The organism is Mycobacterium sp. NGS34 (assembly GCF_059812845.1).
In genome coordinates, this window is record NZ_JCALDM010000001.1 from 387,346 (window position 1) to 407,212 (window position 19,867).

Below are 19,867 nucleotides of genomic sequence, written 5' to 3' on the forward strand. Positions count from 1 at the left end.
GGCGGCGGCCACGCTCCGGATCAGCTGCGCAGCCGATCGCGCATCCAGGCGAGCCCCCCGGTGATGTCGTACGGGGAGTAGTGGGGATTGGGGGTGTCGCCGAGGAACGCGACGCCGCTGATGATGGCCATCATGATTGCCAAGACGCCTGGAACCGGTTCCCCGAACAGAGTGGCGATCTGCGCGGCGATGGAGAACGGGTTGGAGAAGAAGTCGGAGCGGGCCACAGCCTGGTATACCGCGGCCTTCACCTCACTCGACTTGTCGTCGGTGTTCTCGGCGAAGATGTCGCCCTCGCGGTATACGTCAACCCAGAAGTCGGGCTTGTCCGGGGAGCCGGGCAGCCCGAACCGCCGAAGCGGGTCAAGTCCATGGCTTCCGGGCTTGGTTATCCAGGGCCGCGCCCAATCCGCGATGCTGTCGGTCTGGCGACCCGGATTACCGTAAGCGAGAACACCTTTGAGATCGGGGGTCCGCCAGGCCAGCGGCTTTCCGGGCGCCAGGTAGTCGAAGTAGAAGTCGCAGATGATGATTCCTCCTTGGGAGAACCCACCCAGCGACCAGGGCGTGCCCTTGGGGAATGGGACCAGGTTGTCCATGACGTCTGACCCGATGAGCCGGGCCAACTCGTTGACACCGCTGGCGTTGTCGAACGGAATCGGGCCGTTGTTGTAGCCGATCGGCTGGTGATGGCAGAGCCCTTCGGCTTCCAGTTGCCTGGCGGTGTCGGCCACCGGCCCGGCGAACATGTTCGAGCTATGCCCTTCGACAGTGAACATGACGGGCCGCAGCCCGGGCGCCGGCGGCACGTATCCGACGCGGCTTGCCGTCGTGGCGTCGAATTCCCCCGTCTGTGGCAGGCCTAGGCGGCGCTGCATTTCCTTGACCGCGGCGACTTCGTCTTTTCCGTAGTAGCCGTCTTCCGGCGGCGCGTAGGCGCGGTACTCGCGCATGAACCAGGCCTGCCAGTATTCGATTTCCGGGCCATGCGACCCGGGCTGGTAGGGAAGCGGCATTTTGGTGAACCTCCATAGGAATCGGGCGGTTTGGTGGGTGCGGGCGCGGCGCCGCCTCTCTTACCGCTCCTTCGAAGCGGTCTTCCGCGTCGGCACCTTGGTGGCGGTTGCGGAATTCTTGCGCGCCCGTGCCTTCGCCGCGGGTGTGGATGCCTTCGACGCCGTCGACTTTCCGTTCGGAGGAATCACTATGCGGGGGGTCGCCGCCTTGACGGGCGCAGGGGGTTTGGCGAGCAGGGCGTCCAGGGCCGGCTTGTACTTCGCCAAGTAGTCGACGACCGTCAACGTGCCCAGTTGGGGCCACCCGTGTCCGTAGCCGTCCGAGCCCACGGGCCCGGCCAGCTGCTCGTAGATGAGCCGTTGGTAGTCGGGCGGCACGGTGGGTATCACCAACGGCGACGGGGTCACCGGCATGGCGTCACCGACCCCGAGGACCGAGGCCAACTGGGACGGCGAGAGGCCGTCGGCACTGTTCATGTCGCAGTTACCGAAGGGCGGCACCCCTTCGGGGAGTCCGTCTCCGTACCCCTGACCGTCGGTGTACTGGTGCGCGACCTTGAATACGGCCGGGTCATTGGGATTGGAGCCGTACCCGGCGATGATCATCGGCACGTGCTCCGGCCTGGTCTGCCACATCTGGCGCATGTCGTTGAGGTTGCAATACCCGATAACGCGGCGCGCGTCGCCGAGCCACTTGGCCAGCCCGTAGTACATGCCGTTGACCGCGGCGCTTTGGTCGCAGCCGGGGTTTCCGTCTCCGCACTCGACGTCGATCATGGCGACCATCTTGGGGTGGGGTCCGCCGTTGGAGTTGACCTGATCCTGGAACGTCGCCAGGGTTGCCTGCCAGTCGGGGCGCCAGTAGGCGTAGACGATGAAGCCCTTGAGCTTGCCGCTGTCGGCGGCCTTCTTACACCAGCCGTAGTTTTGGGCGAAGTTGTTGTCCCGGTGTGTCCCGTCGTTGGCTCTGATGGACAGCCATCGATAGGGCCAGTCGATGCCGTCCTGGTTGTACGTCGCGGAGGTGTAGGCGTCGGTCACCGGCACCTGATGCTCGGACACGTCAGCGAACAAGGTGTCCCGCGGCTCGTCTCGCGGCGCGGCAGCGGTTCCGCTGGGCTGGTGAGGAATCGGTGTGCCGTCCTCGACGATGGGGCCGGGGACGAACCACCAGTCGTTGGCGTAGGGGTTGTCCACCGCCATCGCTTGGTCGCGCAGCACGGTTCCTTTGTCACCGTTGGTTTCCACGCGCAGATCGCCGATCTGGCACCACATGTGGGAGTTCATGCCGCCGCCGGGCCCGTGGTGCAAGGCGATTTTGATTGCCGCGTCGGCGGGGAACAGGCTGGGGTTTCCTACCTGGATGGTATGAAATGGGCCGTCAAGTGAATTGGCTTGGCCACCGTGGGACGGCGCCCGCCAGTTCTCCGTGCAGAGGCCGTGGCGAGACCACTCCATTGCGGTGCCGTTGATACCACCGTCGAGTTCGTCGACGACGCATCCTGAGCAGTCGGTGCCCTTGCTGCGGTCAAAGGGGTCCCAGTTTCCGCCGTAGTCGTACGGGTTACCCGCGCGGTCGATGGCGATCTGCTGTCCGAAGGAAATGGTCTTGCGTTGCACCGGCATTCGTCAGCCCTCCGTGGAGTAAATGTGTGGTTGCGGTGTGGTATGTGGCGGCGATGTGAATGTGCCACCTCCGCTCCATCCGGCGCATGCGTAGTTGACTACGTCATCGCAGACGGTGATGAGTTCACGCCCGCGTGCGCCCGCGGTGCGCGCCGCGTCTCAGGTAGTCGATTACGCTATGCCGGCTGGGCCTGCGGAGTGAGAGTCAAGGCGATCCTTTGGCTGACCTATCCACCCGTGGGAGGAATCCATGTCTACACCGCCGGATGCCGGCTCGACGTCGCCAGCTCCCGACTTCCCTGGCGACGCTTGGAACGGGTTTGAGTCGGGGCTGCCGAAGTCGTGGAGATGGACCTCACCCTGGAGGCAAACGGTCCAACGTCATCGGATCACGCTCTTGGATGACCTGGCCCGCCTCGAGCTGAAGAATCGTCCGGAGCAGGAGCAACGCGCGTTCCTCATCAACAGTCTTCTGTCCGACGCGGGTAACGCGGCGCAAAGCAGAGTCGGTATTCGAAAGTGGTGGTGGGGCACCGAGATCGAGCGCGCGTGGGCTCGCCTTCGTGAGGTCGAGGAGCGTACGGTCGATCTGCTGCCCGACGCGGAACTGACTGCCCGCGGTACCGAAGCCCTGGCATGCGCAAGCCTGCACCTGGACAGTGACGACAAGAGGCAGAAGCGGCTGCAAGCGCTGCTGGCGGATTCGTCCCATACCAATGCCGCGGATCTGCGCCCGTCCATCGTTGGTGTTTTGCGAGCCTCGCACGACAACTCGGACCGCAGCAACCAAGAGGCGCGGTATCTCAGGAACCGATTGCTCCTTGCATCCGGGGTCTGCCTCTTTGTTTCTGCGCTGATTCTGTTGGCGCAGTGGCTGTTCGGCGACGATCATTTTCTCACTTTGCCCGCCGGCACTTTCAAGGCTTCGCCCTGGCACTACCTCTTCCTGGTCATGCTCTTCGGGTCCGTCGGCGCGTTGTTCACCGGGATACCCGCCATGTCCAAGGTCCCCTCGGACCACAGTCCGTTCAATCTGCCGCTCCAGCAGGGCTTACTGAAGATGGTCCTCGGCCCGCTGGTCGCGGTCGTTGGACTCTTGATCTTGGACGCCGACGTGCTGCATGTTGGATCGTCGAACACATTGATCGGTAATCTGTTCCTCGCGGTCGTCTTTGGGGCGGGTCAGCACGCCGTCACCCGGTATGTCGACCAGCGCGCTAACGAGATTCTCACGGCGGAAACGGGTTCCGCGAAAAAGGGTTGAGGTACTCGGGGACGAGAAGCCGGACTCGCGAGTCGCGCGCTAGCGCAGTTGTTCGGTCGGCACGTCGTAGCGGTCCTGATAGGCGCGCACCCGCTCGCGGACCTCGTCGGCGTCCAGGCCGGTGTCCGACCACGTGTAGCGGCTGCCGCCGCCGTCCCCGGGATGGGCGGACAGGAAGTCGCGCATGCGCTGGGCGGCCTCGGGTTTCAGCTCGCGGCCGAGCTTTTCGTAGATGTCCTTGATCGTGGTCCACGGGTCGTTCATGAAATCGGTGAACAGCACGTCGACCGCGCGGCCGGGCGGCACCGCGCCGCTGTCGCGCAGGGCCATCCCGCGGTCGAGTCCGACGACCACCTCTTCGTAGGACTGCGCCGCGCACTCGGCGATGTTGGATTCGTCGCTGCCCATCCGCCGCAGGTGGTGGGTCAGGGCGGCGATCGACGAGATCACGTTGAGCGGATCGCGATGGGTCTGCACGATCAGCGCGTCGGGGTATTCGGCGAGCAGGGTGTCGAGGTGCCACAGGTGCGCCGGCGACTTCAGGAGCCACTGACCGGGGACGCCGGACTGCAGGTGCTGCAGGAAGATTCGGTGGAAGCGGTAGGCCCCGGCATGGTCGGCCTCGTACAGCAGCCAGCGGTAGTAGCGCGGCAGGCGGTACTGCACCGAGAAGATCATGCTGGTGAACTCGCTCGCCGTAATGCGCACGCACTCCTGCCCGACCAGCGCCCCCATCGGGTGAAATGCCAAGAACCCAGGGATGATCTGCTCGGAGAGTTCGATGCTGGCCTGCGTCTGCGCGATACGCGGATCGGTGTGGTAGGTCTCGGGCTGCGGGACCGGACAGGGCGCATCGACCTCCCAGGTCAGTGGCGCTCGCAGGTCCGGGTCTTGGGCAAGCAGGTCGTAGAGGATCGTGGTGCCGGTGCGCGGCTGGCCGACGATGAAGATCGGCGTCGTGATCGGCTTGCGGGCGATCTCCGGATGTTGCTTGCGCCAGTCGATTACGCCGAGCCGGTTCTTCAGGGCGCGCATGACGTCGAGGTAGGCGATCTCCACGCCGATCGCCGACAGGCGTGCCTCGTCGACCAGCCCGTCGGTCAGCCGCTGCAGCCCGTCCTGCCACCCGTCGTCGCCGAAATCGTCGCTTCCCGCCTCCTCGCAGGCCGTCGCGATCAGCCGCTCCGGGGCGAACCGCTCCTGCAGCGTCATGCCCGGACCCTGCCGTCCTGGACGGACACCGAGACGCCGGGCGGGCTGGGGTTGTCCAGCCAGCGCACCACCACGAACCCGCGGTGCCGGCCGCCGGTGTCGAGCCAGTGGCCGAGACCGAAGTCCTCCGCCGAGATCGCGATCCGCACCCGCCCGTCGGCGTCGGGCCGCACCGCCCGACTGGTCACCGAGCTGTGCCGGCGGCGCGGCTCGAGGCACTCGTGCCAGAGGCTTTCCAGCGTCACGTTCCAGTAGCGGGTGTCGGGTGGCTCGATGTCGAGCACCAGCGCCTGGCCGGGTTCCAGCCGGAACGTTCCCAGCATGTACAGGTTGTCCGGGGTTGTGTCGGCGGCACCGAGGTCGGCGGCCTCGGCGGTCAAAAGGGTGTTGGGCGTGTTCAGGAGCTCGGGCTTGATGGTGCGGTGCAGCGTAACGAGTTTCATCAGCGACCACGCCATCGCGGTGAACTGGTCGGCGAGCTCGGCGTCGGTCAACGGTGCAACCGGGTCGGGGTCCAGGGCCTCGATTCGCATCGTGGCCAACGTCTCGGAGGCGGGATCGCCGATGTACTCCCGGACGACCACCGATGACGCGTCGTCGGGAATCTCCACCCACTGCGCGCCGGCGAGATCGGCGGGCTCTTCCGAAGCGAGCACCAGCGCGAACTCGTCGCCGCTTAGCGTCAGGTCGGTGTCGCTGATGTAGTTGGCCATCCGGCGTGGGGTCAGGCCCGTGCCGGCCAGGATCTGAAATCCGAGGTAGGCGCTCGTGCCCCGGGTGCCGGTGATCCGGTAGCGGCGGTCACCGCGGATCATTGCCAGGTAGTAGTTGCCGTCGGGGTTGGGCCCGCCGACCATCCTTGTCGGAGAACACATATCGAAGAAGGCCGGCCGGTCGGGATCGGCCTCGACGGACAGTTGTGAGCACAGCGACGAGACGCGGGCGATGACGCGCAGCCCTTCGAGGAGTTCGCGTTCCGATTCGGCGTCCTCGGTCACGATATTGGTGACATCGCCCAGCATCTGTTGGAAGAACTGCCACGCGGCGCGCGCCTTGGGGGCGACCTCAGCGGCCGGTCCCGCCGTCATTTGAGACATAGTCTTATGCTTAGACTATGTCTCATCCGTTGGCAAGCGGTTCTGGTGGAAATCGTGAGCGAATGCCGCTCGCCGAACGCAGGCGTACGGCGACGCGTCAGCGCATCGCCGAGGCGGCGGCGGAGCTGGTGGGCAGCGTTGGTCTGGCGGGAGCGACCGTGGACCGGATCGCGGACACGGCGGCCATCGGGCGGGCGACCTTCTTCCGCTACTTCAGCTCGAAGGAAGACGCCGTCGCCGAGGGCATGAACGCCCATTGGCTGAACCGGATCACCAACGCGCTGGCCGCCCAGCCGGCGGGCCTGACGGCCAGTGACGCCGTCGTCGGCGCCTTCCACGAACTCGCGCTCGGCTTCACCGAAATCGAGGACCAGGTCCGTGAATTAGCCACCCTGACAAGGTCATCTGACACGTTGGATGCTTGGACACTACGCATCTATGTTCGCTACGAAGCCGCAATCGCGGAACTCGTCGCGCCGCGGATACGCCGATTGGCTCCCCAGGATCCCAGGCCTCGGCTGATCGGTGCGCTGGCCATGGCCGCCGTGCGTATCGCCCTGGACGATTGGCTGAGCCATGGTGGATCGCTACCCGACCGGGTACGTCATGGGCTGGCCGCGATTGCGATCCAGTGATCATGGCGCGGCGGCCCCAGACCACATCGGTCTGCATTATGCGGACTAATAGTCCCTCATAACCGGACGGGCTCCGCGGTTGGCCGCGTTTGCTGCCGATTCATCTATTCCGATGCCAGCGCACATTTGCCGCAAGCGTGCCGCACGCGGCGCCGTTGACTCTGTGACAGAAGTCATTGTCTACTAGTCACTATATCGGCGGAGGAGCGCGGCATGAACAAGGACGACCTGATCCTGATCAGCGTGGACGACCACATCGCCGAGCCGGCCGACATGTTCGACGCGCATGTGCCCGCGAAGTACAAGGAGCTCGCGCCGCGGGTGGTCCTGGAACCCGACGGCGTCCAGCAGTGGTACTACGGCGAGGTCCGCGGACGGAACATGGGCCTGAACGCCGTCGCCGGAAAGCCCCGCGAGATGTACAACATCGACGCCTCGCGCTACGACGAGATGCGGCCGGGCTGCTTCAACGTCGACGAGCGGGTCCGCGACATGAACGCGGGCGGCCAGCTGGCGGGGTTGAACTTCCCGAACTTCACCGGCTTCTCTGGCCAGGTGCTCAACCAGGGCCCCGACCGCGACGTCAACCTGGTGATGATCAAGGCATACAACGACTGGCATGTCGACGAGTGGTGCGCGGCCTACCCGGGCCGGTTCATCCCCTGCGGCATCCTGCCGCTGTTCGACGTCGCCGAGGCGGCCAAGGAGGTCAAGCGGCTGGCCGACAAGGGCTGCCACGCGGTGACCTTCTCGGAGAACCCGGAAGCGTTGGAGATGCCCAGCATTCACACCAAGTACTGGTATCCGTTGTTCGAGGCCGTCTGCGAGAACAAGACGGTGCTGTGCACGCATGTCGGCTCGGCGTCCCGGTCCCCGCAGGTGTCGACGGACGCCCCGCCCAGCGTGCAGATGACGGCCTCGTCGATGATGAGCATGTTCACCTTCACCGAGCTGATCTGGGCCGAATTCTGGGCCGATTTCCCGCAGCTGAAGTTCTCCTTGACCGAGGGCGACGTCGGCTGGATACCGTACTTCCTCTGGCGCGCCGAGCACGTCTACAACCGGCACTCGGGCTGGACGCTGGCGAAGTTCCCGCCCGGCTACGCCGGGCCCAGCGATGTGTTCAAGCGCCACTTCTACACCTGCTTCATCAGCGACAAGGTCGGCGTGCGCAACATGGACTGGTTCAACGAGGACATGTTGTGCTGGGAGTCCGACTTTCCGCATTCGGACAGCAACTGGCCGTTCGCGCCCGAGGACGTCATCGAGACCATGGGCCACCTGGACGACGCGGTCATCAACAAGATCACGCACGAAAACGCCATGGCCGCATACTCGTTCGACCCGTTCCAGTACGTTCCCAAGGAGCACGCCCGTGCCGGCTATTTGCGCTCCCAGGCCACCGACGTCGATGTTGTCACGCATGTCGGTCGTAAGGCCGACCAGCGTGATATCGACGCGTGGACGCGGATGACGCAGTTCGCGCAGCAGTCGCAGGTGACGGCGGAGGCTACCGGTATCGGCGGGCGCGCCACCACGCTGGGCAATTGAGCGTGGCCGCCCGGGCACCGTTCGCCGACTGGCGCGTGCTGGAGCTGTCCAACGGGATCGCGGTGTCCTACTGCGGCAAGATGTTCGTCGACGCCGGCGCCGACGTCGTGAAACTCGAATCACCGCAGGGAGATTCGATGCGCGGCTGGTCGGCCGGCGGACCGCCCGGAGCGCTGTTCGCCTACCTGGCTGCCGGCAAGAAGTCGGTCGACGACCGGGCGCAGGCGCCGGCGCTGCTGGCCGGCGCCGACCTCGTGCTCACCGACCTGACCGACGGCTGGACGCTCGACGCGATTGCCGCTCACACCGGCCCGTCGGCGGTGGTGGTGGCGGTGACGCCATTCGGCACCACGGGGCCCTACGTCGAAAACCAGGTGGTGGCAAACGAGTTCATCCTGCAGGCGCTGTGCGGCTCGATCGCCGGCCGCGGCTGGCCGGGCGACGAACCCGTCCAGGCGGGCGGACGGCTCGGCGAGTGGCTGGCCGGCTCGTTCGCCGCGCCCGTCGCGGCCGCGACGGCCCGGCGCGCCGCCCGGGGCGGGAGCGGGGAGGTCATCGACGTCTCGACCTACGAGGCGATGGCGATCGCGATGGGCGGCCTGTCGGCCATGTCGGCCAGCGTGCTGGGCGCGGATTCCCTTCAACAGCAACGCAGTCTGGAACTGCCGTCGATCGTTCCCACGGCGGACGGCCTGGTCGGCTTCTGCACCATCACCGCGCAACAGTTCCAAGACTTTCTGGTGATGATCGATCGCGCCGACCTGGTCGACGACGCCGAGCTGGCGTCGTTCGTCGGGCGGGTCGAGCGCCGCGACGAATTCCTCGGCATGGTCACCCAATGGACGGCGACCCGCACCACGCAGGAGATCATCGACGTCGCGGTGGCTTTCCGCATCCCGGTGGCCCCCATCGGCACCCCCGCCACGCTGCCGAAGGTCGACCACTTCGTCGAACGCGGCGTCTTCGTCGAATCCGAACCCGGGGTGCTGGCGCCGCGGGTGCCCTATCGCAGCGACGCGCTGGCGACCAGCCCGCCCGGAAGGCCGCCGCTGCCGGGCGCGGACAACGGCCGCATCAACTGGCCACCGCGACCCCCCAGGCCGCAAGCTACCGACGCGGACGCACTTCCGTTGTCCGACATCCGGGTAACCGACTTCACCGCGTTTTGGGCGGGACCCGTCGCCACCCAATTCCTGGGCGCCCTCGGCGCCGACGTGATCAAGCTCGAGGGCGTGCGCCGGCCCGACGGCATGAGGTTTTCCGCCGGACGCCCTCCCGACTGGGACCAATGGTGGGAGTGGGGCCCGGTGTTCTTGTGCAGCAACAACAACAAGCGCGACGTCAGCGTCGAACTCAGCCTGGACACTGGGCGCGCCATCGCGCTGGAGCTGATCGCGGCGAGCGATCTCGTCATCGAGAACTTCTCACCGCGCGTGATGGAGAATTTCGGCCTCGACTGGGACGCCGTGTGCGCGGCCAATCCGCGCGCCATCATGGTCCGGATGCCGGCGTTCGGCCTCGACGGCCCGTGGCGTGACCGCGTGGGCTTCGCCCAGACCATGGAGCAGGCGACCGGCATGGCCTGGGTGACCGGGCACGCCGACGGCCCGCCGGTGATTCCACGCGGCGTGTGCGACCCGATGGCGGGGCTACACGCCGCGTTCGCCGCGGTCGCGGCGCTGGTGGTCCGCGACCGGGACGGGACCGGAATGCATGTCGAGTCCACCATGGTCGAGTCCGCGCTGAACGTGGCCGCCGAGATGTTGGTCGAGTACTCGCGCAACGGAATCGAGCTGCGCCGGCAGGGGAACAGGGGCCCGGGAGCCGCTCCCCAGGGGGTGTATCCGTGCCGCGGCGACGACGAATGGGTCGCGCTGGCCGCGATGGGAGACGCCGCACGTGCTTCGCTGGCGTCGCTCATCGACCGACCCGACCTCGGCCCCACGGACGACGCGTGGTGGGAGCGGGCCGACGAAATCGACAAGCTGATCTCGGGCTGGGCTGCCCGGCTCTCGGTGGCCGAAGCGGTCGATGCGCTGCGTGCCGGCGGGGTGGCGGCGGCGCGCGTCACCGGGCCCGCGGACCTGCTGAGCGACCCGCAGCTGCGGGCTCGGGGTTTCTGGGAGACGGTCGACCACCCGGTTGCCGGCTCGTTTTTGTGCACCGGGATGCCGTTCGCGTTCGTCGGGAAACCACGCCGCTGGATTCGCCGGGTGCCGCCGTTGTACGGCCAGCACACCGACGAGGTGCTGACCGGAATCCTGGGGCGATCCGAACAGGATCTGGCGGAATTGCGCGCCTCGGGCGCCACCAGTGCGCGGCCGGCGGGACTGTGACGTGGCGGTCACCCTGTGCGTCCCGCCGCGCGCCGGCGAGCTGTGCGCACCGGTCCGGTTCCTGGTCCGGCAGGACTCCGTGGTGATGGAACTGACCGCCCGCCACCGCATCACCGCCGTCGAATGGGACGCGGACGAACGCGCGGTGGCGATGCTCGTCGAGATCACCGACCCGCAGACGGCCAGGCCGATCGACGTGCGGATCGACGTCGTCGAAGCGGGTGCGCCCGTAGGCGATGCGCGCGCCACGACGATCGGGACCATCGAGCGTGACGGGAGAGAGTACGACGTGGTGGGCACCTACCTGGGAGTTGTGGCGGATGAGAACTAGCCCGGCGAAGCGGACCGCGGCGATCGTCGGAGTGCACAACACCCGGCAGGGTCGCCGGCTGGACGGTGAAACCTCACGAAGCCTGGCGCTGAAGGCTATTCACGGGGCGCTCGCCGACGCCGGCCTGAGCCTTGACGACGTCGACGGGATCAGCGCGGGTCCCATATCCACGGCGTTGATCTACGACCTGCGCCTCGGACCGGCCTGGCAGGGCCTGGCCTTCGGGGTCGGCATGATCACCGAGGCGGCCACCGCGATCGAGCACGGCATGGCCGACGTCGTCGTCCTGGTCGCCGCACAAGCCGGTGAATACCGCGACCACCAGGCCACGGCCCCGTGGACCAGGCCGGAGAACGAATTCGTCGCCCCCTGGGGGATGTTCACCACCGCCGAGTTCGCGTTGATCGCGCGGCGCCACATGCACGTCTACGGCACGACACGCGAACAACTGTCGATCGTCGCGGCGACCATTCGCAACAACGGATCGCGAAACCCCGAAGCCGTTTACTACCAACGGGGTCCGTTCGCGCCGGAGGACATCACCGCGTCGCGGCCCATTGCCGACCCGTTTCACCTCCTCGATTGCGCCACCACGTCCGAGGGCGGCTGCGCCCTGGTCGTGGCCAACATCGACCACGTCGACGTCGCCGGCCAACCGATTTACGTGCTGGGCAGCGGCGCGGACTTTCACGGCCCGTCGTATCAGCATCCCCCCGCGTGGGACCTCGCCGGCCGGCGCGGCGATCACGTGAACGGCGTGGTCGGCAGGCGCGCGGCCGAGCGTGCGTTCGCCCATGCCGGGCTGCGCCGAGACGACGTGGACGTGCTCGAACTCTACGACCCGTTCTCCTTCGAAATCATCCGGCAGCTAGAGGCTTTCGGCTTCTGCGGCGACGGCGAGGGCGGCCCGTTCGTCGCCGACGGCCACATCGCGATCGACGGCAGCCATCCGGTCACCACCGATGGGGGAACCATGTCCTTCAGCCATGCCGGCTCCAATCCGCAGATGATGCAGCGCGCCGTCCGGGCCGTCCAGCAGCTGCGCGGCCAGGCCGGTGACCTCCAGGTGCCCGACGCGCACGTCGCGTTCTGCAGCAACGGGGGAGCCGGAGCCTTATTCACCACGGTGCTGATCCTGGGAGACGAGCGGCTATGACATACGGACCCTTGCGGCCCCAGACCGGGCCGGTGCCGCACGCCAGCAGCGAACTCAGCGTGCCCTTCTGGCAGGGCTGCGGGGCGGGGGAGCTGCGCTACCAACGCTGCGAGGCGTGTGGCCTGTCGAACTTTCCCCCGACCGAGCATTGCCGCCAATGCCTTTCGGCCGAATTGGTCTGGGAGCGCAGCGGCGGGGCCGGCGAGATCTACAGCTGGACCGTGGTGCATCGTCCGGTGACAGCGGAGTTCGAACCGCCGTACGCGCCGGCGATCGTGACTCTGGACGAGGGCTACCAGATACTGACCAACGTCGTCGGGGTGGCCCCGGAGGATCTCGCCATCGGGATGCGCGTGCGCGTGCAATTCCATTCGGTTGGCGCCGACGTGACCCTGCCCTATTTCACTGGGCTGCAATGAGTCCCGCCCGCACCAGCAACGGCCTTCCGGTGACGGCCTACCTGGTGCTGGGCGTGCTGGCCGCCAACGACGAACGACTCACTGCCGGCGAGATCAAGATGCGCGCCGAACTGTCGGTCGGCCATTTCTATTGGTCGCCGTCGGTGAGCCACGTGCGGCGCGAGCTGAACCGGTTGCTGGAGCGGGGGATGGTCAGCGAGACCGGCGCCCAATCCGGCAAGCGGTCGATCACCTTGTACGAGACGACCGACTCCGGGCTCGACGCGCTGCGCCGGTGGGTCCAGCACTTTCCGGCTCAGGACCGGGTAGTCATCAAGCACCCCGTCATCCTCAAGACCTGGCTTGCGCGTGGTGACGACCCCGAACACGTCGTCGACACGCTGGACCGCCACCTCGAGGCGACCCGCGCCCGGCTGGACGAGGCGCTGTGGTCGCGGCAGCGGTCCCGCGACCTCGGCATCACCGACGACCCGGGTCAGCGCTTCTCGTTCGCCGTGCTCGACTACGCGATCCGCGGTCTGTACGCGGAGATCTCCAACATCGCGCAGCTGCGCGACGAAATCGCCGGCGGCACAACCCGAGACCCTGTCAAACGGGTGCGACGGGCGAAGGGGCAGATCCGCCGTCGGGCACCCAGGGACCCGAGCTAGCCGCGGTGGGCCGGTAGGCGGTGCCGCGTGCTTCGCGCTCCCAAAGGATTTCGCCCTGGCCGGCGGCCGCCCCTTCGGTGATCAGCTGGCGCTTGAGCACCTTGTGGGTGGCGGTGCTGGGCAGGTCGGCGGCGATCCGGACGTAGCGCGGCCACGCCTTCGGCGACAGGTCGGATTGCGCGCTGAGGAAGGCTTCGAACGAATCGGGATCGAGCCGGGCGCCGTCGTTGAGGACGATCGCGGCCATCACCTGATCGCCCACCCGCTCGTCCGGCACCGCGTACACCGCGGCCCGGTTGATGGCGCTGTGGCGCAACAGGATCCGCTCGATGGGCGCCGCGGCCAGGTTCTCGCCGTCGACACGCATCCAGTCGGCGGTGCGGCCGGCCAGGTAGATCCAGCCCTCGGCGTCGCGGTAGGCGAGGTCCCCGGACCAGTACATGCCGTGGCGCATGCGTTCGGCGTTGGCCTCGGGATCGTTGTAGTAGCCGGTGAAGAAACCCGACCCCGCGGTGTTGACCAACTCGCCCACCGCCTCGTCGGCGTTGGCCAGCGCCCCGTGGGCGTCGAAGCGTGCGACGGCGCATTCGGTGACGGTCTCGCTGTTGTAGATCGCGACCCCGTCGACCCCGCGGCCGATCGACCCCTTCGGCGTGCCGGGTTCGCGGATCACGATGACCGCGTTCTCCGTCGAGCCGAACCCGTCCTCGACCTGAACGCCGAACCGGCGGCCGAACTCCTCGATGTCCTTGTCGTTGGCTTCGTTACCGAACGCGACCCGCAGCGGGTTGTCGGCGTCGTCGTCGCGTTTGGCGGTGGCGAGGATGTAGGCCAGCGGCTTGCCGACGTAGTTCATGTAGGTGGCGCCGTAGCGGCGGATGTCGTCGAGGAAGTGGCTCGCCGAGAACTTCGCCGGCACAATCGCGGCGCCGGAGGCCACGGCGGGTGCCCATCCGGCGACGACCGCGTTGGAGTGAAACAGCGGCATGGACACGTAGCAGGTGTCCCGCTCGGTCAGCGTGAATCGCCCCATCAGGCTGAGCCCGGCGACCACCGCCATCAGGTGGGACACCTGGACCGCCTTGGGATTGCCGCTGGTTCCCGACGTGAAGATCATCATGAACGCGTCCGTGGCGGTGACCTCGCGATGTGGTACCAGTTCGCCCGCGCCCGAAAGGAATTCGGCCCACCGCGGCGTAGAGGTGTCCAGGATCTGCGTTGCCCCGAGGTCGAGGCCGTCGAGCAGCGGCCGATGCTCGGGATCGGTGACCACGAACTGGCAGTCGGCCCGGCGGATGTCGGCGGCCAGCGCCTCGCCGCGCCGCGTCGTGTTCAATCCGCACAGCACATAGCCGCCGAGCCCGGCTGCCGCCATCTGGGCCAGCATCTCGGGCGTGTTCCCCAGCAGCGCGCCGATGTGCATCGGCCGGTGCGGATCGGCGGCGGCGATCAGGGCGGCCGCCCGCCCCGTCGCCTCGGCCAGGTATTGATCCCAAGTCCATTGCAGATCGCCGTATTTGACCGCGACGGCGGGGTCGGCCAGGCGCTTGCGCAGCAGCGCCTGAATCGTGTCGTCGGCCATCGGATCGGTCCACCTTCGGTTACGAGACGAGACGGTCCGTCTTATCGTAGCGGGCCCCTCGGCTCGCGGTTCCGACGGACCGTGGGCCGGCACCACCGTGTGTTGCGGAAGTTTTCATGCCCATTTCGCCAAGGGTTCCCTGTCGAAGACGGCGTGTGTATCCAGTCTGTTCGCATCTAACGGCCACTATTGTCCCGTGCTGTTTGAGCTCCACAGATCGCTGGTCCTGCTCCGGAATCGAGCGCGCGAATTCCGTCGTGAAATCTCAGAATCCCGACACGGAGTGCCTATCCGCCCACCATCATCAGGCCGCCGTCGACGGCCAGGAGTTGACCGGTGATGAAGCCCGACCCGGGTCCGGCCAGGAAGACCAGCATCGGCCCGACGTCTCGCGCGGGTTCGCCGAGCGCGCCGCCGATCGGGATCATCAGCTGCATCTGCTGGTCGATGAGGGCGCTCGCGTCCGGGCCGAGGAATTCGCGGAACCGGTCGGAGCCCGGTGTCTGCACCGCGGGAGCCAACGCGTTGACGGTGACATTGTCGGCGCCCCAGGCTTTCGCGGCCGATCGCGTCCAGGCCTGCACCGCGCCCTTCGTCGCGGCGTAGACCGCCGAGATCGCGCTGCCCTGCACGGCTTCGGACGAACCGAAGTTGATGATCCTGCCGCCCTTGGGATTTTGCTCTTTCATCACCGAGTAGGCCGCCTGATTGGTCAGGATGGTGGCCTTGACGTTGGTGTCCAGCAGGAACGAGATCTCGTCGGGTCCGATGTAACCCGGGATGCCGGCCTGCCACAGCCCGGCGGCGTTCACCAGGACGTCGAGCCCGCCGAGGTGCTCGGCGGCTTGCCGCGTCATCGTCGAGACGGCGTCGGCGTCGCGCGCATCGCACTGCAGCCAGGTGGCCTTTAGGTCATCCGGCGGCGGGGTCGTGTGATAGGTGGCGACGACATCGGCGCCGGCCTCGGTGAGGACTGCGATGGCGGCCGCGCCTATACCGGTCGCTCCGCCGGTGACCAGGATCCGACTGCCCTGCAGCACGTTTTGCATGCGGCGAGCGTAGCGCCCAGCACGCGCCGGCCCGCGTTAGGTGCGCACGGCAATCGAGGACAGCAGGTCGGCGAGCCGTTGCGGCTGGTCCACCATCGAGAATGTCCGCGCCCCCTCGATCACCTCGAGGCGGGCGTTCGGGATGGTGGCGGCCAGGCGTTCGCCGTCGCCGAGTTCGAAGAACACGTCGTCGGCCGACCAGGCGATGAGGGTGGGCTTGTCGAACTCGTGCAGCCGCGCGGCCACGCCGGTGGTGACCTCCGTGCGCAGCGAGAGCGTGAACTGGCGCAGGTCTTCGGCGATGGCCGGATCGGACAACCCCGGGCGCACCCACGCCTCCGTCAGGTCGTCGATGTTGCGATGCGCCAGGCCGTCGAACGCGCGCTTGCGCGCCGCCGGCAAGCGCATCGCCTGGGCCACCGTCTTGAACGTCGCCTTGGACTTGGCCGCCAGGATCACGGGCTTGAGGATCGGCGGCGGAAAGTGTTCGAACGCATCGCAACTGGTGAGTACCAGCGCGCCGAGCCGCTCGGGATGATGCACCGCGACGAGCTGGGTGACCACCCCGCCGGTGTCGTTGCCGACCAGCACCACGTCCTCGAGATCGAGGGCGGCAAGCACCTCGGCGACCATGCCGGCCACGCCGTTGATGGTCCGGTCGGCGCCGGGGCGCAGCGCCTGCGGGTGCGCGCCCAGCGGCCAGGTCGGGGCGATGCAGCGCAGCCCGCGATCGGCGAGGCGCAGGCCGACCTGGCGCCACAGCTGCGCGCCCATCATGTACCCGTGCACAAACACGACGGGCCTGCCGTCCTCGGGTCCGGTTGCTTCGTAGTGAATGGTTCCGGCACTAATGTCGATCGTCGACATGGCTAGCTCCTACATCGAAAGGTAGATTTACAAACAGGCTGTCTGTTCGTAAGTTACCAACAGGTTGTATGGAAATCAAGAGACGGACTCAGGAGGAGCGCTCCGCGGCGACCCGCGACGCGCTGATCTCGGCCGCGCGCAAGCTGTGGGGCCTGCGCGGGTACGCGGAGGTGGGGACGCCGGAGATCGCCACGGCCGCCGGCGTGACCCGCGGCGCGATGTATCACCAATTCGCCGACAAGGCAACGCTTTTCGCGGAAGTGGTCGAGGCCGTCGAGCAGGATGTGATGGCCCGGATGGGCGCCATCGTCGCGCAGTCGGGAGCGACGACGCCCGCCGACGCGATCCGGGCCGCCGTCGACGCCTGGCTCGATGTGTCGGGTGACCCGGAGGTGCGGCAGCTCATCCTCCTGGACGCGCCCAGCGTGCTGGGCTGGGCCGCCTTCCGCGACGTCGCCCAGCGCTACAGCCTCGGCATGACCGAACAGCTGCTCACCGAGGCCATGAAGGCGGGTCAGCTTGCCGAGCAGCCGGTGCGAGCCCTGGCCCACGTGCTGATCGGCGCGCTCGACGAGGCGGCCATGGCCATCGCCACCGCCGAGGATCCGAAACGCGCCCGCCGAGAGACGGGGGAGGTGCTGCACCGGCTGATCGACGCGATGATGGACGAGCGTTGATCGTCAAGCGGTCGCTCGATGCAGGAACAGGAACTGCTTCAGCTCCCGCGCCGGCAGGCGAAAATACGACGGGATCGCCTGCAGCACTGCGGTGCTCATGGGAATGATTGAGGGGCGCTCGAGGGCGAACGTTTGTCCACGCCACGTCAGGGTTGCACGACCGGACGCGAGAACGTTTCGGCACCAATCCACGTCGGCGCCGTAGGACAGCCCGATGACGAACCCGTCCTCGTAGGCAAAGGCCCCCACGGGCGTCGAATAGGTGCGCCCGGAACGGCGTCCGACGTGTTCGAGAAGCGCATACGGGGAATGGCGCTTGCCCGCGATGGGCGAGATCACCTTGTTGTAGGGCTTGAGCAGCGTAGGGCGCAGCGCTTTGTTGTGTTGCATGGCTTTCGCGAGGGCATAACTCGCCAGCAGCCAGGCCGTCGCGATGGAGCCCAGCACCAGGACAAACCTGAAAGTTGCTCGAAACAAACGCGGAATCCGCATGTATCGAGCGTATCGAGTCGCCGATTCACTCGCGGCGGCCGAAAGACCGTGGCCGGAGGGACCAAGGCCCCGCAGGGCCGCCTCAGCGGTGGCTCTGGGTGAAGAACTGCCAGATGGTGTCGGTGGCGTTGAGCGCCGTCGACGGTTCGGGAATTCCCGCGAGTTCCGCGAGCGGGCTGGGCTGGCCGCCGGGCCATTGGTGGCCGGCGCCGGCCACCGAGATCAACTCGACGGTGCGCCCGTCCGGGCATCCGGCGCTTTGTGTGGTCACGCTGCCGGCGGTGGTCGAGGTCGGGGGCCCGCACCCGTCGATGGAGCGCCAGGTGGCGTTGACCGACTCGACCGACGGGCCGTCGACGCGTGGATTCCCGTTGATAGCGAACGCTTTTCCGGGTCCGCCGTTGTAGGGCACTCGCTCGTCGGCGGTGCCGTGAATCTGCAGCACCGACGTCGGTCGCGCTTGGGAGCAGTCGGTCAGCAGTGTTCCGGCCACCGGCGCGATCGCGGCGAAGGTGTCGCTCTGGCAACCCAGTCGAAGCGCCATCATGGCCCCGTTCGACATGCCGGTGGCATAGACGCGCGCGCGATCGATCGGGATCTCCTGCTCGATGGCTCCCACCATCGCGGTGAGGAAGCCGACGTCGTCGGTGTTGGCGCGCTGGGGTTCGCCGCAGCACGTCCCGGCGTTCCAGGCGCGGTTGAGGCCGTCGGGATAGGCGACCAAGAAATGTCCGGCGTCCGCCTCGGCGTCCCAGTTGTAGGAGCGCTCGGCCTGCGCGCCGTTGCCGAAGCCGCCGTGCAGCATCACCACCAGCGGCGCCGCGTCGGGCAGTCCCTGCGGCCGGTACAGGTGAAAGGTCCTGCTGACCCCGCCGGAGTCGATGGATTGGGTGGACTGCCCGACCGGAATCGACTGGGAGCCGGGCGATCCCAGTGCGTGCCCACCGCCGACACAGCCGCCGAGCACGACGGCCAGGGCCGAGACGAGACAGGCACCGAACACCCGAGCGCGTAGCGATCGCATGAAGCCATCGTGGCATCTACCGCGATATTTGACAAGTATCTTGTCAAAATCGGTCCGGGTGGCACACTCATCTGCATGCGACGCGTTGCCGATGCCGAGTGGACGCCCACCGTGCCGGCGCTGGTGAATTTGGTGGCCGCCTCGGGGGCGCCCCGCTTGAGGGCGGCCTTCGCCGCGGCCGGCCTCGACGGGATCCGCCCGGCGCAAGCCGTTGCGCTGGTGCCGCTGGCGACCGGCGGCCTGCACGCGTCCGACCTTGCCGACCGGCTCAAGGTGAGCCGTCAGGCGGTGGCCCAAGGGATAGCCAGCTTGGAGCGGCACGGATATGTGACGCGCGTAACCGATCCCGGTGACGCCCGGGCCCGGATCATCGAGCTGACGCCGCGCGGTCGGCAGGCGCTGCGCGTGATGCGCTCCAACGCAGTCGCTTTGGAGAAACGGTGGGCCGAGGTCCTCGGGCCCCGGCGGCTGGGGGAATTGCGGGACACCTTGGAGATGTTGTTGTCGAGCGAGGCGGACACGGCGGCCGACTGACACCGGCCGGCAATTTGCTGGCGTTGAGCGTAACGCGGGGCGTAGGTTCGACCCAAGACAATGACAGGAGTCCGTCGTGCCCATCTTCATGGTCGAGCGCAACTTTGCCGAGGAAATGGAACCGAGCTTCGAGGTCGCCGACGGTATCAACCGGATCAACGATCATGAGGGCGTTCGCTGGATGTACTCGTTCCTGTCGGCGGACAAGCGAAAGACCTACTGCCTGTACGAGGCACCCTCACCCGAGGCCATCAGGACCGCGGCGGCGCGGGCGGGGCTGCCCGCCGACGTCATCGTCGAGGTGCGCGATCGCGTCATGCCCGACGGTGGGCTCTCCGATATCTGAGGA

At 67.3% G+C, this 19,867-nt stretch carries 20 protein-coding genes; 11 read left to right on the forward strand and 9 right to left on the reverse strand.

Annotated elements, in window-relative coordinates; genetic code table 11:
• Positions 1 to 20: 20 nt before the first annotated feature.
• Positions 21 to 1,016 carry a peptidoglycan-binding domain-containing protein gene (locus AC5Y7V_RS01935; protein WP_499878357.1) on the reverse strand — a complete coding sequence of 332 codons (996 nt, stop codon included), beginning with the start codon at positions 1,014 to 1,016 and terminating at the stop codon, positions 21 to 23.
• A 60-nt stretch (positions 1,017 to 1,076) separates the two neighbouring features.
• The gene (locus AC5Y7V_RS01940) at positions 1,077 to 2,642 is read right to left on the reverse strand and encodes a glycoside hydrolase family 25 domain-containing protein (protein ID WP_499878358.1); all 1,566 of its coding nucleotides are present in this window, start codon (positions 2,640 to 2,642) and stop codon (positions 1,077 to 1,079) included.
• 397 nt (positions 2,643 to 3,039) lie between these two features.
• Here AC5Y7V_RS01940 and AC5Y7V_RS01945 point away from each other — a divergent pair, with 397 nt between their 5' ends.
• Entirely contained in the window at positions 3,040 to 3,906 is an 867-nt protein-coding gene (locus AC5Y7V_RS01945; RefSeq protein ID WP_499878359.1) for a hypothetical protein, read from the forward strand.
• Positions 3,907 to 3,945: 39 nt separating this feature from the next.
• Here the strand turns inward: AC5Y7V_RS01945 and AC5Y7V_RS01950 are convergent, their stop codons facing one another.
• Both AC5Y7V_RS01950 and AC5Y7V_RS01955 read right to left on the reverse strand, forming a co-directional pair.
• Positions 3,946 to 5,118 (reverse strand): sulfotransferase family protein, encoded by a 1,173-nt coding sequence (locus tag AC5Y7V_RS01950; RefSeq protein ID WP_499878360.1) that lies wholly within the window; start codon positions 5,116 to 5,118, stop codon positions 3,946 to 3,948.
• On the reverse strand, positions 5,115 to 6,215 hold the full coding sequence (locus AC5Y7V_RS01955) for a DUF1214 domain-containing protein (RefSeq protein WP_499878361.1): 1,101 nt from the start codon (positions 6,213 to 6,215) through the stop codon (positions 5,115 to 5,117). Before AC5Y7V_RS01955 ends, AC5Y7V_RS01950 begins: the two co-directional genes overlap by 4 nt.
• A gap of 62 nt (positions 6,216 to 6,277) precedes the next feature.
• Here AC5Y7V_RS01955 and AC5Y7V_RS01960 point away from each other — a divergent pair, with 62 nt between their 5' ends.
• From AC5Y7V_RS01960 to AC5Y7V_RS01990, 7 genes are all read left to right on the forward strand, one after another.
• Positions 6,278 to 6,850 (forward strand): TetR family transcriptional regulator, encoded by a 573-nt coding sequence (locus AC5Y7V_RS01960; RefSeq protein WP_499878362.1) that lies wholly within the window; start codon positions 6,278 to 6,280, stop codon positions 6,848 to 6,850.
• A 213-nt stretch (positions 6,851 to 7,063) separates the two neighbouring features.
• Complete coding sequence (locus tag AC5Y7V_RS01965) at positions 7,064 to 8,401, forward strand: amidohydrolase family protein (protein WP_499878363.1); 1,338 nt, start codon at positions 7,064 to 7,066, stop codon at positions 8,399 to 8,401.
• A 2-nt stretch (positions 8,402 to 8,403) separates the two neighbouring features.
• Positions 8,404 to 10,737, forward strand: a complete 2,334-nt coding sequence (locus AC5Y7V_RS01970) for a CaiB/BaiF CoA-transferase family protein (protein WP_499878897.1) — start codon at positions 8,404 to 8,406, stop codon at positions 10,735 to 10,737.
• Between the two features lies 1 nt (position 10,738).
• On the forward strand, positions 10,739 to 11,068 hold the full coding sequence (locus tag AC5Y7V_RS01975; protein WP_499878364.1) for a hypothetical protein: 330 nt from the start codon (positions 10,739 to 10,741) through the stop codon (positions 11,066 to 11,068).
• A complete protein-coding gene (locus tag AC5Y7V_RS01980; protein ID WP_499878365.1) occupies positions 11,058 to 12,224 on the forward strand; it encodes a thiolase family protein in 1,167 nt (388 codons plus the stop codon). Before AC5Y7V_RS01975 ends, AC5Y7V_RS01980 begins: the two co-directional genes overlap by 11 nt.
• On the forward strand, positions 12,221 to 12,643 hold the full coding sequence (locus tag AC5Y7V_RS01985; RefSeq protein WP_499878366.1) for a Zn-ribbon domain-containing OB-fold protein: 423 nt from the start codon (positions 12,221 to 12,223) through the stop codon (positions 12,641 to 12,643). Before AC5Y7V_RS01980 ends, AC5Y7V_RS01985 begins: the two co-directional genes overlap by 4 nt.
• Positions 12,640 to 13,293, forward strand: coding sequence for a PadR family transcriptional regulator (locus AC5Y7V_RS01990; protein WP_499878367.1), 654 nt, complete (start codon positions 12,640 to 12,642; stop codon positions 13,291 to 13,293). The genes AC5Y7V_RS01985 and AC5Y7V_RS01990 overlap by 4 nt, the downstream gene beginning before the upstream one ends.
• On the opposite strand, the gene fadD1 is transcribed toward AC5Y7V_RS01990, so the two are convergent.
• The 3 genes from fadD1 to AC5Y7V_RS02005 all read right to left on the reverse strand — a co-directional run bounded on the left by fadD1 (position 13,232) and on the right by AC5Y7V_RS02005 (position 16,791).
• Positions 13,232 to 14,875, reverse strand: coding sequence for a fatty-acid--CoA ligase FadD1 (gene fadD1, locus AC5Y7V_RS01995; protein ID WP_499878368.1), 1,644 nt, complete (start codon positions 14,873 to 14,875; stop codon positions 13,232 to 13,234). The genes AC5Y7V_RS01990 and fadD1 overlap by 62 nt on opposite strands.
• 287 nt (positions 14,876 to 15,162) lie before the next feature.
• On the reverse strand, positions 15,163 to 15,924 hold the full coding sequence (locus tag AC5Y7V_RS02000) for an SDR family NAD(P)-dependent oxidoreductase (protein ID WP_499878369.1): 762 nt from the start codon (positions 15,922 to 15,924) through the stop codon (positions 15,163 to 15,165).
• Positions 15,925 to 15,960: 36 nt separating this feature from the next.
• Entirely contained in the window at positions 15,961 to 16,791 is an 831-nt protein-coding gene (locus tag AC5Y7V_RS02005; protein ID WP_499878370.1) for an alpha/beta fold hydrolase, read from the reverse strand.
• A gap of 68 nt (positions 16,792 to 16,859) precedes the next feature.
• Here AC5Y7V_RS02005 and AC5Y7V_RS02010 point away from each other — a divergent pair, with 68 nt between their 5' ends.
• Positions 16,860 to 17,468 (forward strand): TetR/AcrR family transcriptional regulator, encoded by a 609-nt coding sequence (locus tag AC5Y7V_RS02010; protein WP_499878371.1) that lies wholly within the window; start codon positions 16,860 to 16,862, stop codon positions 17,466 to 17,468.
• A gap of 3 nt (positions 17,469 to 17,471) precedes the next feature.
• On the opposite strand, the gene AC5Y7V_RS02015 is transcribed toward AC5Y7V_RS02010, so the two are convergent.
• Positions 17,472 to 17,960, reverse strand: coding sequence for a nitroreductase family deazaflavin-dependent oxidoreductase (locus AC5Y7V_RS02015; protein ID WP_499878372.1), 489 nt, complete (start codon positions 17,958 to 17,960; stop codon positions 17,472 to 17,474).
• 82 nt (positions 17,961 to 18,042) lie between these two features.
• Positions 18,043 to 18,984, reverse strand: coding sequence for a CE1 family esterase (locus AC5Y7V_RS02020; RefSeq protein WP_499878373.1), 942 nt, complete (start codon positions 18,982 to 18,984; stop codon positions 18,043 to 18,045).
• Between the two features lie 75 nt (positions 18,985 to 19,059).
• Here AC5Y7V_RS02020 and AC5Y7V_RS02025 point away from each other — a divergent pair, with 75 nt between their 5' ends.
• Both AC5Y7V_RS02025 and AC5Y7V_RS02030 read left to right on the forward strand, forming a co-directional pair.
• On the forward strand, positions 19,060 to 19,518 hold the full coding sequence (locus AC5Y7V_RS02025; protein ID WP_499878374.1) for a MarR family winged helix-turn-helix transcriptional regulator: 459 nt from the start codon (positions 19,060 to 19,062) through the stop codon (positions 19,516 to 19,518).
• 76 nt (positions 19,519 to 19,594) lie between these two features.
• Complete coding sequence (locus tag AC5Y7V_RS02030) at positions 19,595 to 19,864, forward strand: DUF4242 domain-containing protein (RefSeq protein ID WP_499878375.1); 270 nt, start codon at positions 19,595 to 19,597, stop codon at positions 19,862 to 19,864.
• Positions 19,865 to 19,867: the final 3 nt, after the last annotated feature.

What these genes read in the sequence shown, in the direction of transcription:
- AC5Y7V_RS01935 (WP_499878357.1), bottom strand. Translation starts at nt 1,016, where the DNA reads ATGCCGCTTCCCTACCAGCCCGGGTCGCATGGCCCGGAAATCGAATAC.
- AC5Y7V_RS02025 (WP_499878374.1), top strand. Translation starts at nt 19,060, where the DNA reads ATGCGACGCGTTGCCGATGCCGAGTGGACGCCCACCGTGCCGGCGCTG.
- AC5Y7V_RS01950 (WP_499878360.1), bottom strand. Translation starts at nt 5,118, where the DNA reads ATGACGCTGCAGGAGCGGTTCGCCCCGGAGCGGCTGATCGCGACGGCC.
- AC5Y7V_RS02000 (WP_499878369.1), bottom strand. Translation starts at nt 15,924, where the DNA reads ATGCAAAACGTGCTGCAGGGCAGTCGGATCCTGGTCACCGGCGGAGCG.
- fadD1 (WP_499878368.1), bottom strand. Translation starts at nt 14,875, where the DNA reads ATGGCCGACGACACGATTCAGGCGCTGCTGCGCAAGCGCCTGGCCGAC.
- AC5Y7V_RS01965 (WP_499878363.1), top strand. Translation starts at nt 7,064, where the DNA reads ATGAACAAGGACGACCTGATCCTGATCAGCGTGGACGACCACATCGCC.
- AC5Y7V_RS01960 (WP_499878362.1), top strand. Translation starts at nt 6,278, where the DNA reads ATGCCGCTCGCCGAACGCAGGCGTACGGCGACGCGTCAGCGCATCGCC.
- AC5Y7V_RS01980 (WP_499878365.1), top strand. Translation starts at nt 11,058, where the DNA reads ATGAGAACTAGCCCGGCGAAGCGGACCGCGGCGATCGTCGGAGTGCAC.
- AC5Y7V_RS01955 (WP_499878361.1), bottom strand. Translation starts at nt 6,215, where the DNA reads ATGTCTCAAATGACGGCGGGACCGGCCGCTGAGGTCGCCCCCAAGGCG.
- AC5Y7V_RS02005 (WP_499878370.1), bottom strand. Translation starts at nt 16,791, where the DNA reads ATGTCGACGATCGACATTAGTGCCGGAACCATTCACTACGAAGCAACC.
- AC5Y7V_RS01985 (WP_499878366.1), top strand. Translation starts at nt 12,221, where the DNA reads ATGACATACGGACCCTTGCGGCCCCAGACCGGGCCGGTGCCGCACGCC.
- AC5Y7V_RS01940 (WP_499878358.1), bottom strand. Translation starts at nt 2,642, where the DNA reads ATGCCGGTGCAACGCAAGACCATTTCCTTCGGACAGCAGATCGCCATC.
- AC5Y7V_RS01990 (WP_499878367.1), top strand. Translation starts at nt 12,640, where the DNA reads ATGAGTCCCGCCCGCACCAGCAACGGCCTTCCGGTGACGGCCTACCTG.
- AC5Y7V_RS02020 (WP_499878373.1), bottom strand. Translation starts at nt 18,984, where the DNA reads ATGCGATCGCTACGCGCTCGGGTGTTCGGTGCCTGTCTCGTCTCGGCC.
- AC5Y7V_RS02015 (WP_499878372.1), bottom strand. Translation starts at nt 17,960, where the DNA reads ATGCGGATTCCGCGTTTGTTTCGAGCAACTTTCAGGTTTGTCCTGGTG.
- AC5Y7V_RS02010 (WP_499878371.1), top strand. Translation starts at nt 16,860, where the DNA reads ATGGAAATCAAGAGACGGACTCAGGAGGAGCGCTCCGCGGCGACCCGC.